Below are 15,546 nucleotides of genomic sequence, written 5' to 3' on the forward strand. Positions count from 1 at the left end.
ACGCCCTGGCTAACTTTAGTCAAGATTTTTTCGGATTCACGATTTCAAAATATGTGACATCCGCTAGAGGCTTTGAGCCAAAACGGTGTGGGTCACTCAGTCGTCGTACTCTTAAACTGAGTACCGCTTTATCAGCAAGTGGCTAAGCACCTGCTGAATGAAATACTAATTTAGCATTTATATTGCCACTTAATTTTCTACTGAATCTAGATAAATGAGCGAATATCGAAGCCATTACAGTGCATTCTGTCATATTCTATTGTATACTTTTCTTATATGATGCATTTTTGACTTGTTAAGGGCACTGTGTATTAAAATATCATTTTGACTGAAATAATTGTGTTCTTTATGACACACTATTATGCTATGAGTTGTACCGTTAGTCAAGTGAATTGGTAACAAATTGCTTTAAGTTATAATTGTCAAAATATTAATGGATAAAAAATATGTTTTTTAGCAAAGCTTTTGTTAAAGATTATGTAGCCATTATTATAGTGCATTAGTTTGAATTTGGGAGGTTTTGGCGTATGATTGTTGAACTTGCAATACTTTTACCGTTTATAATGGCGGCTGCTATTCCGTTTATATATAAGCATCTAAAAAAAGTACATATCGGCTGGCTTGTACTAACTATACCAGTCGTTTTATTTAGTATATTAACTACATATATCCCTCGTATAGCGGATGGACAAACATTTACAAAAACTTATGAGTGGATCCCCTCTTTTAACATAAGCTTTACAACCTATTTAGATGGGCTAAGCATGATTTTAAGCTTGCTTATTACTGGTGTTGGTAGCTTAGTCATTTTGTACTCAATTTTTTATTTATCAACGAAGGAATCACTTCACCACTTTTATTGCTATTTATTGCTTTTCATGGGAGCAATGTTAGGCGTTGTTTTTTCAGATCATTTAATGGTGCTCTATGCATTTTGGGAGCTGACAAGCGTATCGTCATTTTTACTTATTGCCTTCTGGCACCATCGTAAAGCTTCACGTGCTGGTGCACGCAAAGCGATGACGATTACTGTAACAGGTGGCGTTGCCATGCTTGCAGGCTTTTTAACTTTATATACGATTGCAGGAACATTTAGCATACGCGAATTAATTGCTAATGTAGACATGATTCAAGAGCATGCGTTATTTATTCCAGCCATGCTATTAGTCCTTTTAGGCGCTTTTACAAAATCAGCGCAATTCCCATTCCATATTTGGCTGCCAGATGCAATGGAAGCACCAACACCTGTTAGTGCTTATTTGCACTCAGCTACGATGGTAAAGGCAGGTATTTATTTAGTTGCCCGTATGTCACCTGTTTTTGGCGGGCATGAAGTGTGGTTTTGGACGGTGGCTGGCGTTGGTATCATCACACTGTTCTGGGGCTCATTTAATGCGGTACGTCAATTCGATTTAAAGGCACTTCTAGCGTACTCTACAGTTAGTCAGCTTGGTTTGATTATGTCGCTGTTTGGTCTTGGCTCTGCTGCACATGCACTTGGCTACAGCCAAGAATCATTAATTTATACGCAGGCAACTTTTGCTGCGCTCTTCCACTTAATTAATCATTCAACATTTAAAGGAGCGCTCTTTATGATGGTCGGTATTGTTGACCATGAGGTAGGGACGCGCGATATTCGCCGACTTGGTGGACTGATGGCCTTAATGCCGTTTACATTTACAATTGCTGTTATCGGAAGTATGTCGATGGCAGGTTTACCACCGTTCAATGGTTTCTTAAGTAAAGAGATGTTCTTTAAAGCAACAGTGGATATTTTGCAGTTAAATATTTTTTCTGTTGAGAGCTTTGGCTTTATATTCCCAGTTGTTGCATGGACGGCAAGTGTCTTCACGTTCGTTTATTGTGTCATTATCGTGGGTCGAACATTTTTCGGCAAGCTTCAACCAGATCGCTTGGAAAAGCCACCACATGAAGCACCAATCGGCATGTTGATTTCGCCGTTTGTGTTAGTGGCTTTTGTTATTGGAATTTTCTTCTTCCCAAATATTTTAGGGCACTATATTTTAGCGCCAGCAATGCAAAGTATTTACCCTACCTTCCCAGCAGATGAGCTGACGATGAAGATTAGCGCGTTACACGGTTTGAGTACGGAGCTATTGATGACAATCGGTGTCATCATTATTGGCGTTTTGTTATATCGCTCATTACCAAAATGGCGTGCGGTGTATCAGCTATTCTCGCAAAAGTATACATTAAATGCTTACTATGAGCGCATCATTGGCTTTAGTGAGTCGAAATCTGGCTGGTTTACTCGTTTATATATGAATGGCAATTTAACATACTATTTCATTTATATTTACGTTATATTCGTTTCCATTGTGGCAGGCTATTTTGTATTGAGTGATGCATTTGTTTGGAGTCCAGCAAATGATTCCGCTGTGGAGTATTATGAGCTTATTTTACTGTTCATTATGGTGTTTGCTGCTGTCGCGCTGTTATTTGCAAAAGGACGTATTACCACTGTGCTATTAAACGGTGTACTTGGTTACTCTGTTGCCTTTTTCTTTGTTGTCTTTCGTGCACCAGATTTAGCGTTGACACAGCTTGTTGTAGAGTCTGTAACAACAGCATTATTCCTATTGTGCTTTAAGTTTTTACCTGATTTAACGAAGGAAAATGTGTCGCGTGCAGTGAAATTTTCGAAAGCTACGATTTCGATTTTTGTCGGAGCAACAGTGACACTTGTCGGACTAACTGTTTTACATTACGAAAAATTTGAGCCAATTTCGGCTTATTTTGAGGATTCCTACAATTTGGCTGGCGGGAAAAATATCGTCAATACGATTTTAGGTGATTTTCGAGCATTCGATACGATGCTTGAGGTTGTTGTGTTATTTATCGCTGGTTTAGGTATTTATTCGTTGATTAAGTTAAAAGCCAAGAAGGGAGAGTCGGACATTGAAAATTAATGATGTTATTTTGCGCACCGTCGTGAAAGCGGTCGTGTTCATTATTTTAACGCTCGGTGTGTATCTCTTCTTTGCAGGGCATAATGCGCCGGGTGGAGGCTTTATTGGTGGCCTTGTACTCGGCTCGGCTGTCGTTTTACTTTATTTAACATATGATATTGAAACGGTGCATAAGGGTATGCCGTTTGATTTTAAAAAAGTGGCGGCATTTGGTGTCTTGTTAGCCACAGGAACTGCGGTTGTTTCAATTTTTTTCGATGTACCATTTTTAACGCAAGCGGACCGTTACTTCAACTTTCCACTGTTAGGTGAAACGCATTTATCTACAGTGATGATTTTTGAAGCTGGTGTGGCATTAACAGTTATTGGTACGCTTGTGACGATTATTTTAAGTATAAGTGAGGATGAATAGTATGGAGTCTTTAATTGTTATATTAGTAGGAATTCTCGTTGCAGTAGCGACCTATTTAATCCTCTCACGTACTGTTATTCGAGTTATTTTAGGCACTGCTGTTTTATCCCATGCAGTTCATTTGCTTATTTTGTCAGTAGGTGGCTTGAAAAAGGGAGCCGTGCCGCTGTTAAGTCAATCAGATGGACCATATACAGATGCGCTTCCACAAGCTTTAATTTTAACAGCCATTGTTATTAGCTTTGCTGTTACAGCGTTTGTATTAGTCTTGGCATACCGTATGTACAGCACGAATGGAACAGATGATTTCAGCAAGCTAGGGGGATCATCTGATGAATAATATTATTGTATTACCACTTATTATCCCTATCGTTACAGCGATTTTCCTTGTTTTTTTACGGCATCATATTCGTTTACAGCGCATTGTTAGCTTAGTAACAGTTATTGCGATTAGTATAATAGCATTTATTTTGCTTCTTGAAGTACAGGCAAATGGCATTATGAAAATCGACTTCAGTGGATGGCTGCCACCATTTGGTATTTTATTCGTAGCAGATTCATTTTCCATAATTCTTGTTTTGACAGCGAATATTATTACAGCAATTTGTTTAATTTATGCCTTTTCAACAATTGGTGAACGTCATGAACGAATGTATTTTTATCCATTCGTATTGTTCCTTATCGCAGGGGTAAACGGCTCGTTTTTAACAGGTGATATTTTCAATTTATTCGTCTGCTTTGAAGTAATGCTGTTAGCCTCTTATGTGCTGGTTGCGTTAGGTGGGGAGAAGTTTCAACTGCGTGAATCATTGAAATATGTACTGATTAATGTAGTGGCTTCATGGATGTTCTTAGTGGCCTTAGCTTATTTATACGGTACCTTAAAAACATTAAACATGGCACATATTGCCGTGCGTGTTGCAGAAGTAGGGCAAGATCCTGTCTTAACGACGGTTGCGATTTTATTTTTAATCGTCTTTAGTTTAAAAGCTGGTTTGCTCCTATTTTTCTGGCTACCAGGCTCTTACAGTGCGCCGCCAACAGTTGTCCAAGCTTTGTTTGCAGCACTTTTAACAAAAGTCGGGATTTACGCATTGTTCCGCACATTCACGCTAATGTTCCCATTGAATACAGATGTAACGCATACGTTAATCGGTGTGATGGCAGGTATTACAATTGTGCTTGGCTGTTTAGGTGCATTATCAGGTCACGATGTGCGTACAATAGCTGCTTATAATGTCATTATCGGTGTTGGTTTTATTATGATTGGACTAGCCGTTGGGACAGAGCAAGCTTTTGCAGGGGCAATTTATTATTTAATTCATGATATGTTTGCCAAAGCATTACTGTTTTTAATTGTCGGAACGATGGTTTATTTAACGGGCGAAATTATTATAAAAAATATGAATGGGTTAATTCGAAACTATCCTTTATTCGGTTGGATTTACTTTATTGTGATGTGTGCATTAGCAGGAATTCCACCGCTTAGTGGCTTTATCGGGAAAGTATTAATTGGTCAGCAGGCAGTGGAAGGTGGCTTTTATGTTTTATTAGCAATAGGGTTTGGTTCAAGTGTGATTGTACTATACTCTTTACTTCGTATTTTCCTAGCAGCATTTTTCGGGGAAACGTCTGTCAGTGAAGAAGACAAAAAGCCTATTCCAAAAGCAGCGATGGCATCGTTTGTGATGTTGGCGCTTTGTATTGTAGCACTTGGCTTAGGGGCAGAGGGAATTGCGATATATGTAGAGGATGCGGCACGTACTTTAGCAAATCCAGCTATTTATATTGAAGCAATTCTAGGAGCTAAGTAGAAGGAGGGCGTACTATGTTCGGTCAGTTTATTTTAAATTTATTTATCGCAACGCTATGGTTTTTATTAAAGGACGATCCTACTGCAGGCTTTCCTACATTTGTAGCTGGTTTTCTAGTCGGAATCTTTATTCTATATGCGATGCATCGCTTTTTCGGTACACAGTTTTATTTGCGTCGTGTCATTAAAGTATTTAAGCTAATGATGCTGTTTATTCGTGAGCTTACTTTATCGAGCTTCGCCGTTATTCATCAAGTGATGACACCGAAATTAAAAATTACCCCTGGTATTATTACATATCGCACAGAGCTTCGCGGAGATTGGGAAATTACAGTGCTAGCAATACTATTAACGCTAACCCCTGGCTCTGTTGTGATGGAAGTGACAGAAAATGGCGATATGTTTTACATCCATGCAATGGATATAGAGGAATCAAAAGAAACATTACTGCGCTCAATTGGTAAATTTGAGAGGGCAATTATGGAGGTGACACGTTAATGATTGAGAAAATTTTACTTATTTCGCTCGTTTTATTTATGATTGCGATAGCACTTCTCCTTTACCGTGTAATTGTAGGACCATCTATGCCAGACCGTGCGATTGGGCTTGATACAATAGGTGTCAATTTGGTTTCCTCTATCGCCATTGTTTCAATTTTATTGAATACGAAAGCTTTTTTAGAGGCGATTTTAATTTTGGGTATTTTAGCATTTATCGGTACGATAGCATTTTCTAAATATATTGAGAGGGGTGTTATCGTTGAACGTAAGTCAAATCGTTGAGTGGGTGGCGGTGTTGATGATTTTGTTTGGTGCTATTATTAGCGTCGTCAGTGCATTTGGGATGATTCGTTTGCCAGACGTCTATACACGCTCACATGCCGCAACGAAAAGCGCCACTTTATCAGTATTAGCCTGCCTTTCAGGAGCCTTTATTTACTTTTGGAGCCATGATGGCTATGTCAGTATTCGTTTGATTTTAGGAATTATTTTCGTGTTCATTACAGCGCCAGTTGCAGGGCATCTTGTTTGTCGTGCCGCATACCGTTCACGTGTGCCACTCGCTGAAGGATCTGGTGAAGATTTATTGAAGCCTGTGCTTTTCGGCGATGAGACGACTGTATCTGAACATAGCGAGGAACTATCGATCAAACTTGAGAAAAAAGAATAGTTATCCACAATCAAGCGCCTACTTTTTTGCGAAGTAGGTGTTTTTTTGTAGAATGATGTCGTAAAATTTTAATTGTGGATAATTATTTATGAATCTACTATTTTTTATGTGAATAACTTTTGTATTTGAGGATAACTTTGTGGAAAAGAGGAGGAGAATATATGTTAAATCGTTTCATTGTGGATAACTTAGAATTTGTAGAAATGAAATGGAGGGCAATTCAAGCTGGACATGCAGGAGAAGCGCGACTTCGGCGGTTATTCGACAATTACCGCTTAGCGAAGGATATATTATTTGATATTTCACTACAGGCAGTTAGCAAATTTCAAATAGATTGCCTCATTGTGACAGAACGTTTTCTATTCATACTTGAAAGCAAAAATATTACGGGTGAATTATCCTTCGAAGAAAATCCCGCGAGGCTAGTGCGAGTGCGTGATGGCATAACGTCTACTTTCGAAAGCCCCGAAGTGCAGCTCGAACGCAATATGTATCTACTCAAGCAGTGGCTTATGCAGTACGGTATTGAAATACCTATAATCGGTGCGGTCGTCTGGACAACATCAAGTTACCCTTTAATTGTGAAATCCCCAAAGCGTTTACCTCTATTATTTTTATCAATGGTCCCTACATTTTATGCGCAACAACAGGCGCGTTTTCCTAAAATTTTAACGAAAGATGATTGTGAAAGGCTTGTGGCGTTGCTCCAAGCTGAAAGCGAGCGCTATAAGTTTGTACGTTACCCATTATTTCCAAGATGGCAAGTGAAAGTACACGAAGTAAAGTCAGGCGTACGCTGTGTTTGCGGATCCTTTGCGATGCGGTATCAAAGGGCTAGCTGGCACTGTTCGAGATGTGGGCATCAGGATAAGCAAGCACATATTGCCACATTGAAGGAGTGGTTTATGTTTGTAAAGGAAACCATCTCTAATCGTGAGGCGTGTGAGTTGATTAGGGTGAAAGATCGGCATATAGCGAAGCGGTTGTTGCAATCAGCGAATTTGGTTGCAGTAGGTACAAAGCGAGCAACTGTTTATAAATGGCGCTGGTGAAAATGGAAGATTGCTCATAATAGGCAAAAAAGTGATCATAACTAGAAGGAAAGTGATCATAAACAGTCGAAAATCGCTCATAACTCTCAGAAAGCTAGAAATCGTTAGCTAAAGATGAGGAATTATTAGCACTCATTCAAAAGATGCAGAGGGGGGAATAGCTTTGATTCAATGTGAAAACATCATGAAAAAATATAGAGGCAAAGAAGTGTTAAAAGATATTTCATGTCAAATTAGCTTTGCAAATAATGTACTATCGATTGTTGAAATAGAAAATAGAGTGACTTATAACCTTGTCATGTTAGACATATGGCAATTAGAAGAGTATTATGAAAGCAGTCGAGGATCCTATAGCCGAAATGACGGACCACAAATATTATATTTAAATATACCAAAACATATAAATATCATTAATAAAAGTGGTATGATTTATCTGGATTCAGCGATTTATTGAATCCAGATAGAGTCCTCAGCGAACGGACAAGTTTTGAAAGTGAGCTGTTGCATAATTAATAATGAATTGAGCGGTGAAGGTTGAAAAAGTTAGCAAAATTAATCGTATTAATTGTTGTCGTTTATATTTTTTTGCAGGTGAATAACAAATGGCTTGTTGTGACAGAGCACGTTTATGAATCAGAGCGTGTGCCAGCAAGTTTTGATGGCTACCGTATTACGCAGGTAACGGATTTGCATGATGCGATTTTTGGTAAGGGACAAGAGCGACTGATTGAAAAAGTACGGGCTACCAATCCAGATGCTATTTTCATTACTGGAGATTTAATTGATAGCAATCGCTATCATTTAGAAAATAGTTTGGATGCTGTAAGAGGTTTTGTGGAAATTGCGGATGTGTATTATGTGTTAGGCAATCATGAAGTAGCAACGAGGAAGATGCAGGAAATTTATACGGTGTTGACAGAGCTAGGGGTACAAGTGTTGCCGAACAGCGCTGTGATGCTAGAGCGAAGCGGAGAGCAAATCATCATTGCAGGAATTGAAGACCCACTGATGGGCTATACAACGCAGGAGATGTTGGATGAAGCCCTTACTAATATGCCAGAGGATTTGCTGACATTACTGTTATCACATCGTCCAGAGCGTTTTGACACATATGTCAACAATGCTATTGATCTTGTTTTTACGGGGCATGCACATGGTGGACAAATTCGTCTACCGTTTATTGGCGGCCTAGTTGCTCCAGGGCAGGGGTATTTCCCTAAATATACGGCTGGAACGTATGAGAGTGAAGAGACAACAATGGTTGTTGGCCGCGGGTTGGGGAATAGTATTGTGCCGTATCGTATTTTTAATTTGCCAGAGATTGTAACAGTAGAGCTAAAGGAACTGTAGGGAGGGTTTTCCCTACGGTTTTTTTACTGTTTGGGGCCATATATATGTTTAAGTAATGCTTGGCAAATAGTTAGACAGCAATTGTTCTACATTAGTCCATAATTTTTCCTTTCACTCCATATATTTTAATATTCTGAAACTTTTGTGTCTTTAATTCGTATATGAACTATACAATGAATTGAGATGGAGTGATTAGGATGGTACACCGAGAAAAAAGAACAATTTATGTAATATTTGCGATTGCACTTGCATTGATTGCGCCAATTATTGTAATTTTTACACCACTTGTTATTGCAATAACATTTTATGATAATGTACATAAAATTGTTTTTGTGCCACTACCAGGGAGCTTAACTGTATATGCTTCGGCATTTGCGGTTGTTGTTGCGAGCTTAGTAGCAATGTATTTTTTGAAAAAACGAGCTTTTAAAATAGGCTTAGGCGTTTTTGCTATTATTGCGTTTTTATTTTTATTTATTAGTGGAACAAAACATTATATTTATATCGAAACAGATATGATTGAAAGCTCGCATTGGCTAAAAGGGAAAAAGCAATATGAATGGAATGAAATTGTCCAAGTTGATTATACAAAAAAAACAACTGATCGTGAGCGTGAGGACACGATTATGCTCATCTTTAATGATGAATCTACCATAACGCTTTTACAAGCAGGGTTAGTAGATTATCCGACTGTGCAAGAAATCGTTAATCGAGCGCAGAAGCATGGTGCGCTAGTGAATGAAATCATTGTGAATGAATAATATATCTTGTACAAATGTTGCAGACGTCTTTTTAGGTATTTGCTTGTATGAAGCAGCGAGAGCCGATTGTGACAGCGTATAACTTTAAGTAGAGGGTCAAAAAGATTTTAATCATGAGTAAAATAGTGAAAGCTGTATGAGAAGTAGTATTTTTTACTTTTCATACAGCTTTTTCTTCAGTATTCTACTTCACCTGTCCAAGAAGACATTCCTTCAGATACATTGACGATGGAATATCCTGCTTCATGTAAAATATCACTTGCAACCTGTGAACGATTGCCACTACGACAAATAATAATATATTTTTGTCCCTGCTCCAATGGGGAAAGCTGACCTTGCTGTAATGAAGATAGTGGCAGGTTGATCGCATTAGGAATATGCCCCTCCCCGTATTCAATAGGCTCACGAACATCTACAACCTCATAACCTTGCTCTATATAGGAAGCAATAGCATCCAATGAAATCGTTTCATAGCTAGCACTAGAACAAGCGCTTAAAATCAATAATAGAACAAGCCCTAGCAAAAATTTTTTCATCAAAATCCTCCTCTTAAGTTTTTTGTTGACAATATACCTTATGGGGTATATTATAGGTGACATCAACAATAAGTCAATGGCTGGAGGTGCTGTATAGTGACATATGATCAAAAAGTAATGAATCGCATCAAACGCATGGAGGGACAGTTGCGTGGTATTCTACGTATGATGGAGGAAGGGAAAGATTGCCGAGATGTCATTACACAGTTGTCAGCGGTACGCTCTGGTGTAGATCGGGCAATCGGTGTCATAGTGAGTGAAAACCTCGTTGAATGTGTGCAAAAGGCTGGCGATAATACAGAGGAAGTCAATGCATCCATTCAAGAGGCAGTTAGTTTATTAGTAAAAAGCCGTTAGTTTCACGCGGCTTTCTATTTTATAAAAAATAATACCTATAGGGGTATGTGGAGGGTGACAATGGAAAAGAAAAGGACGACGATTGTCTTGTTTAGTGGAGATTATGATAAGGCGATGGCGGCGTATATTATTGCCAATGGGGCAGCTGCCTATGACCATGAAGTAACGATTTTTCATACGTTTTGGGGTATTAATGCCTTGCGTAAGCAACAGTCTGTCGAAGTGCAGAAAGGCTTTTTAGAAAAAATGTTTGGACGTATGATGCCCCGTGGTGCTGAAAAGCTTGGTTTATCGAAAATGCAAATGCTCGGCATGGGGCCAAAAATGATTAAGCATGTAATGAAAAAGCATAATGCTTTAACATTGACCCAGCTTATTGATATGGCGCAGGAGCAGGATATTAAGCTTGTATCTTGTACGATGACGATGGATTTATTAGGGCTTCAAAAAGAGGAGCTTTTAGATGGTGTGCACTATGCAGGTGTAGCTGCTTATTTGGCGGATGCTGAGCAAGGGCATGTCAATTTGTTTATATAGGGGGTATCAACATGACGGGTTTTATTATTTTCGCAGTGATTGTCGCCTTTTTAGTATGGCGGATGATGCCTGCAAAAGGTGTAAAAACGATTTCTACAGAAGAGCTTGCGACAATTGTCAACGACCGTGACAAATTATTTATTGATGTGCGTACACCTGCTGAATATAAAGGGCGACATATTCAGCAATTTAAAAATATGCCGCTCGGTACAGATTTTTCTAAGTTGCCAAAGGATCAGAGGATTTTCGTTATTTGTCAAAGTGGTATGCGTAGTGCCCAGGCATGTAAGCAATTAAAAAAATTAGGCTATCAAGATATTACAAATATTCGTGGTGGCATGAATGTGTGGAGAGGGTGATTAAAATGAAGAGAATTTTAGCAGAGCAAGTAGAGCAACGTATGGAGGCTGGTGAAGCATTGCATTTGCTTGATGTAAGAGAGGTTACTGAAGTGCATGAGGGACATATTCCAGGAATACACCATATTCCATTAGGATTGTTAGAGTTCCGTATGCAGGAGCTAAATAAAAATACGCCCTATATTGTAGTGTGTCGCTCTGGTGGACGTAGTGGGCAGGCTACAGCATTTTTACAAGAACAAGGCTACGATGTAACGAATATGGCAGATGGGATGCAAGCATGGCAAGGAATTGTTAAGAGGGGGCAGACAATATGACGATAAAGGCAGATGTACAAATTGATGCAAAGGGATTGGCATGCCCTATGCCGATTGTACGCACGAAAAAAGCGATGGTGGATTTAGTCGATGGGCAAATTTTAGAGGTGCAGGCAACGGATCGAGGTTCAATAGCTGATTTAGCAGCATGGGCACAATCGATTGGACACCAATATATTGGAACGATAGAGCAAGAAGATGTTCTCTATCATTATTTACGCAAATGCTCCAATGAGGAAATTGCTGAAACGCCATTTGCACAAACGATTACAAATGAACAATTGCTTAGCTTAACAGAGGGCATTGTTTTAGATGTGCGTGAGGAAGTGGAGTATGCATTTGGACATATTGTAGGAGCAAAAACAATTCCATTAGGCGAGTTAGATACACGTATGCATGAGCTAAAGAAGGAACAGCCGATTTATGTTATTTGTCGTACAGGGAAACGTAGTGATTTAGCAGCCAAAAAATTAGCAAGTGCAGGATTCGACAAGGTTTACAATGTGTTACCCGGGATGGTGGAGTGGCAAGGCGAGTTAGAGAAAAAATTTTAATAAAAATAATACCTGTGGGGGTAATTGATGATGGTAAAAGCATGGACAGCGGCGCAAGTTGCACGAAAGGTTATTGATAATGAGAACGTATTTATTTTAGATGTACGCAACAAAGAGGCATTTGAGGATTGGAAAATTGAAGGCAAGCAAATTGCTTATTTAAATAGGCCTTATTTTGAGCTGCTAGATGGAGTGGAGGAGATCTTACCACAGATTCCAACAGACCGAGAGCTCTTAGTCGTATGTGCGAAGGAAGGCTCATCAATTATGATTGCTCAAATGCTAGAGGAAGCGGGACATGAAGTTGCTTATTTAGAAGGCGGGATGAAATCTTGGAGCATGCATATTGAGCCAATCAAAGTAGGAGATTTAACAGGTGGTGGCGAGCTTTATCAATTTGTGCGTTTAGGCAAAGGCTGCTTATCTTATATGATGCTAGCGGATGGAGAGGCTGCTGTGATTGATGCAGTACGCTTTACAGATATATTTGTGGATTTTGCTAAGGAGAAAAATGTGAAAATTACGCATGTCTTTGATACGCATTTGCATGCTGACCATATTTCAGGTGGACGACAAATTGCCATGATGACAGGGGCTACGTATTATTTACCTCCAAAGGATGCTGAGGAAGTGGTTTTTGATTTTGAGGATTTGATGGATGGGCTGAAGGTACAAATTGGCTCAGTAGCTATTGAGGCATTATACTCGCCAGGGCATACGATTGGTTCCACATCATTTGTTATAGATGATGGCTACTTATTAACAGGCGATATTTTATTTATTGATTCGATTGGTCGTCCTGATTTGGCAGGATTGGCAGAGGATTGGGTGGGTGATTTGCGCACGACATTGTATGAGCGTTATCGAGAGCTGCTTGATGAGCTAGTCGTATTACCTGCACATTTTATGATTGTAGATGAGTTAAATGTAGATGGCTCTGTAGCGAAGCGTTTAGGGGATTTATTTGCAGAAAATCACGGTTTGAATATTGAAGATACAGCTGAATTCCGTACCACGGTGACGGATAACTTACCGCCACAGCCGAATGCGTATAAGCAAATCCGTCAAGTGAATATGGGCAAATTGAAGCCTAATGCTGATGAGCAAACGGAGATGGAAATTGGGCCAAACCGCTGTGCGGTGAGATAAAGGTGTCTAGGTCGAAGGTAATGATTCGCCCGCAAGATACCCGAATTCGCTCATTAAACAGTGAAATTCGCCCGCAAGACACTCAAATTCGCCCACAAGAAACGTGGATGCCCAAATAAAGGAGGAAATAAGGATGGAAAATATAAAGATTTTAGATGCAAAGGGTTTAGCTTGCCCGATGCCGATTGTGCGCACAAAAAAAGCGATGGATGCACTCACAGCAGGAGATATTTTAGAGGTACATGTAACGGATAAAGGAGCATTAGCAGATATCCCAGCGTGGACAAGTGCTGGAGGGCATGAAATAGTCGAGCAAACAGAAGAGGCTGATGTGCTGATATTCCGTATAAAAAAGGTGTAGAAAATAGTGGAGGCAGTTTCTAAGATGACATAGTAGTCATGAGAAATAACCGCCTCCTTTTTTCAAACAGAAGGAAGGAATCCTCATGTTTATTATCGTATTGTTTGCGATAGGATTTATCGGTTCATTTATTTCTGGTATGCTTGGCGTTGGTGGTTCGATTATTAAATATCCGATGCTCCTGTACATACCGTCATTATTTGGCTTGGCAACTTTTACAGCACATGAAGTATCGGGTATTAGTGCGGTACAAGTGTTTTTTGCTTCCATTGCGGGGGTGTGGGCATATCGCAAAGGCGGTTATTTAAATAAATCGCTGATTATAACGATGGGGAGTGCGATTTTAGTAGGAAGCTTCGTTGGTAGTTTTGGCTCATCTAGTTTGTCTGAGGGAAGTGTAAATATCGTTTATGGTATACTGGCGACAATTGCAGCTGCTATGATGTTTGTACCGAAAAGACAGTTAGATGATAAGCCGTTAGAGCAAGTAACTTTTCATAAACCGCTGGCTGCCATACTTGCATTCATTGTAGGGATAGGATCAGGCATTGTTGGTGCTGCGGGCGGATTTTTACTTGTGCCAATTTTGCTCGTTGTACTAAAGATTCCAACGCGCATGACCATTGCAACAAGTCTCGCGATTACATTTATTTCATCGATTGGAGGCAGTATCGGCAAGCTCATCACAGGACAAGTGGATTATGCGGCAGCTACGATTATGGTTATCGCCAGTATTATTGCAGCTCCTTTAGGTGCAAAAGTAGGCAAAACATTGAATACGAAGGCTTTACAAATGATATTGGCACTGCTGATTTTAACAACAGCGATTAAAATTTGGATAGATATGTGAAAATAGCAATCCTCTTTCATGTACGGCATAATGTATATGAAGGGGGATTGTTTGATGTTATTACCGATTATTGATTTACATTGCGATGTGCTTTATAAATATGAGAAGAAGGAATTTGATTTCTTAAATGCGCCGTTCGATGTGAATTTACAAAACCTAAGACAAGGCAATGTAAAAGTGCAGGCATTTGCGATTTTTATTCATCCTACTGTACCAAAAGCAGAAAAAATAAAATCTGCATTGCACCAAATTTATTATTTTAAAACGCATGTTGTACGACCAGAAAATAAAGTAGTACATATTAAAAATTGGTCAGATATTGAGCAACTTCAGGATGATGAAATTGGGGCAATCCTTACGATTGAAGGCGTCGATTTCTTTGAAGGTGATATTAAAATGTGGCATTTATTCAGAGAGTTTGGCGTGTTGAGCATTGGGCTAACGTGGAATAATGCCAATGAAGCAGCCGATGGTGTGCAGGAGGATACGAAGCAAGGTGTCAAGGCATTCGGTCGTGAAATTATTCAGCTGAATAATGCACATCAAATATTTACGGACGTTTCACATTTAAGTGAGAAGAGTTTTTGGGATACGCTTGAGCTTGCGGATTATGTGATTGCCTCACATTCCAATGCGAAGACACTATGCGCACATCCTAGAAATTTAAGCGATGCGCAAATAAAAGCAATGGTAGAAAAAAATGCACCGATTCATATCGTATATTGTCCTATGTTTATTGTTGAGCAAGGAGAGGCGATAATTGCAGATTTAATTAAGCATATTGATCATATTTGTGCACTAGGTGGTCAACACTTGATTGGCTTAGGTTCTGATTTTGATGGCATTGATCAAAAGGTTCAGCAGTTAGAAAACGCTAGCCAGCACTCCAATTTATTGAATGAGTTATTAAAGTATTATTCAGAGGATGCAGTGCGTGGCTTTGCAGGACAAAACTTTTTAAATCACTTACCAAAGCAGTTGTAAAAGTTATCTGAATGGTAGTCTAGCGCAGAGGGTACTAAAAAAATCAATGTATAG

At 39.3% G+C, this 15,546-nt stretch carries 21 protein-coding genes; 20 read left to right on the forward strand and 1 reads right to left on the reverse strand.

Going from position 1 to position 15,546, the window contains the following annotated elements; genetic code table 11:
• Positions 1-527: 527 nt before the first annotated feature.
• From C9J34_RS03230 to C9J34_RS03280, 11 genes are all read left to right on the forward strand, one after another.
• A complete protein-coding gene (locus C9J34_RS03230; protein ID WP_107838420.1) occupies positions 528-2,930 on the forward strand; it encodes a Na+/H+ antiporter subunit A in 2,403 nt (800 codons plus the stop codon).
• Positions 2,920-3,342, forward strand: a complete 423-nt coding sequence (locus tag C9J34_RS03235) for a Na(+)/H(+) antiporter subunit B (protein ID WP_107838421.1) — start codon at positions 2,920-2,922, stop codon at positions 3,340-3,342. The genes C9J34_RS03230 and C9J34_RS03235 overlap by 11 nt, the downstream gene beginning before the upstream one ends.
• A gap of 1 nt (position 3,343) precedes the next feature.
• Positions 3,344-3,682: a Na(+)/H(+) antiporter subunit C gene (locus tag C9J34_RS03240; RefSeq protein ID WP_107838422.1), complete on the forward strand. Its 339-nt coding sequence runs from the start codon at positions 3,344-3,346 to the stop codon at positions 3,680-3,682.
• Complete coding sequence (locus C9J34_RS03245) at positions 3,675-5,156, forward strand: Na+/H+ antiporter subunit D (protein WP_107838423.1); 1,482 nt, start codon at positions 3,675-3,677, stop codon at positions 5,154-5,156. Before C9J34_RS03240 ends, C9J34_RS03245 begins: the two co-directional genes overlap by 8 nt.
• A 14-nt stretch (positions 5,157-5,170) precedes the next feature.
• Positions 5,171-5,653 (forward strand): Na+/H+ antiporter subunit E, encoded by a 483-nt coding sequence (locus tag C9J34_RS03250; protein WP_107838424.1) that lies wholly within the window; start codon positions 5,171-5,173, stop codon positions 5,651-5,653.
• Positions 5,653-5,937 carry a Na(+)/H(+) antiporter subunit F1 gene (locus tag C9J34_RS03255; protein ID WP_107838425.1) on the forward strand — a complete coding sequence of 95 codons (285 nt, stop codon included), beginning with the start codon at positions 5,653-5,655 and terminating at the stop codon, positions 5,935-5,937. The genes C9J34_RS03250 and C9J34_RS03255 overlap by 1 nt, the downstream gene beginning before the upstream one ends.
• Complete coding sequence (locus tag C9J34_RS03260; RefSeq protein ID WP_107838426.1) at positions 5,915-6,325, forward strand: Na+/H+ antiporter subunit G; 411 nt, start codon at positions 5,915-5,917, stop codon at positions 6,323-6,325. Before C9J34_RS03255 ends, C9J34_RS03260 begins: the two co-directional genes overlap by 23 nt.
• A 161-nt stretch (positions 6,326-6,486) precedes the next feature.
• A complete protein-coding gene (locus tag C9J34_RS03265) occupies positions 6,487-7,377 on the forward strand; it encodes a nuclease-related domain-containing protein (RefSeq protein ID WP_107838427.1) in 891 nt (296 codons plus the stop codon).
• Between the two features lie 163 nt (positions 7,378-7,540).
• Positions 7,541-7,831, forward strand: coding sequence for a hypothetical protein (locus C9J34_RS03270; RefSeq protein WP_107838428.1), 291 nt, complete (start codon positions 7,541-7,543; stop codon positions 7,829-7,831).
• 80 nt (positions 7,832-7,911) lie between these two features.
• The gene (locus C9J34_RS03275; RefSeq protein WP_107838429.1) at positions 7,912-8,727 is read left to right on the forward strand and encodes a metallophosphoesterase; all 816 of its coding nucleotides are present in this window, start codon (positions 7,912-7,914) and stop codon (positions 8,725-8,727) included.
• Positions 8,728-8,924: 197 nt separating this feature from the next.
• A complete protein-coding gene (locus tag C9J34_RS03280) occupies positions 8,925-9,488 on the forward strand; it encodes a hypothetical protein (RefSeq protein ID WP_107838430.1) in 564 nt (187 codons plus the stop codon).
• A 176-nt stretch (positions 9,489-9,664) separates the two neighbouring features.
• On the opposite strand, the gene C9J34_RS03285 is transcribed toward C9J34_RS03280, so the two are convergent.
• A complete protein-coding gene (locus C9J34_RS03285; RefSeq protein WP_107838431.1) occupies positions 9,665-10,024 on the reverse strand; it encodes a rhodanese-like domain-containing protein in 360 nt (119 codons plus the stop codon).
• 117 nt (positions 10,025-10,141) lie between these two features.
• Here C9J34_RS03285 and C9J34_RS03290 point away from each other — a divergent pair, with 117 nt between their 5' ends.
• From C9J34_RS03290 to C9J34_RS03330, 9 genes are all read left to right on the forward strand, one after another.
• Positions 10,142-10,381, forward strand: coding sequence for a metal-sensitive transcriptional regulator (locus C9J34_RS03290; RefSeq protein WP_420799113.1), 240 nt, complete (start codon positions 10,142-10,144; stop codon positions 10,379-10,381).
• A 54-nt stretch (positions 10,382-10,435) separates the two neighbouring features.
• The gene (locus tag C9J34_RS03295; RefSeq protein WP_193768875.1) at positions 10,436-10,918 is read left to right on the forward strand and encodes a DsrE/DsrF/DrsH-like family protein; all 483 of its coding nucleotides are present in this window, start codon (positions 10,436-10,438) and stop codon (positions 10,916-10,918) included.
• An 11-nt stretch (positions 10,919-10,929) separates the two neighbouring features.
• Positions 10,930-11,277 carry a rhodanese-like domain-containing protein gene (locus C9J34_RS03300; protein ID WP_107838434.1) on the forward strand — a complete coding sequence of 116 codons (348 nt, stop codon included), beginning with the start codon at positions 10,930-10,932 and terminating at the stop codon, positions 11,275-11,277.
• A 5-nt stretch (positions 11,278-11,282) separates the two neighbouring features.
• Positions 11,283-11,594 carry a rhodanese-like domain-containing protein gene (locus C9J34_RS03305; protein ID WP_107838435.1) on the forward strand — a complete coding sequence of 104 codons (312 nt, stop codon included), beginning with the start codon at positions 11,283-11,285 and terminating at the stop codon, positions 11,592-11,594.
• Entirely contained in the window at positions 11,591-12,148 is a 558-nt protein-coding gene (locus C9J34_RS03310; RefSeq protein ID WP_107838436.1) for a sulfurtransferase TusA family protein, read from the forward strand. Before C9J34_RS03305 ends, C9J34_RS03310 begins: the two co-directional genes overlap by 4 nt.
• 27 nt (positions 12,149-12,175) lie before the next feature.
• Positions 12,176-13,297 (forward strand): MBL fold metallo-hydrolase, encoded by a 1,122-nt coding sequence (locus C9J34_RS03315; protein WP_107838437.1) that lies wholly within the window; start codon positions 12,176-12,178, stop codon positions 13,295-13,297.
• A gap of 133 nt (positions 13,298-13,430) precedes the next feature.
• Positions 13,431-13,658: a sulfurtransferase TusA family protein gene (locus C9J34_RS03320; protein ID WP_107838438.1), complete on the forward strand. Its 228-nt coding sequence runs from the start codon at positions 13,431-13,433 to the stop codon at positions 13,656-13,658.
• A gap of 85 nt (positions 13,659-13,743) precedes the next feature.
• Positions 13,744-14,508, forward strand: coding sequence for a sulfite exporter TauE/SafE family protein (locus C9J34_RS03325; RefSeq protein ID WP_107838439.1), 765 nt, complete (start codon positions 13,744-13,746; stop codon positions 14,506-14,508).
• Between the two features lie 54 nt (positions 14,509-14,562).
• Positions 14,563-15,492, forward strand: a complete 930-nt coding sequence (locus C9J34_RS03330; RefSeq protein ID WP_107838440.1) for a dipeptidase — start codon at positions 14,563-14,565, stop codon at positions 15,490-15,492.
• Positions 15,493-15,546 lie beyond the last annotated feature (54 nt).

It is taken from the genome of Metasolibacillus meyeri, assembly GCF_003049505.1.
GTDB lineage: Bacteria > Bacillota > Bacilli > Bacillales_A > Planococcaceae > Metasolibacillus > Metasolibacillus meyeri.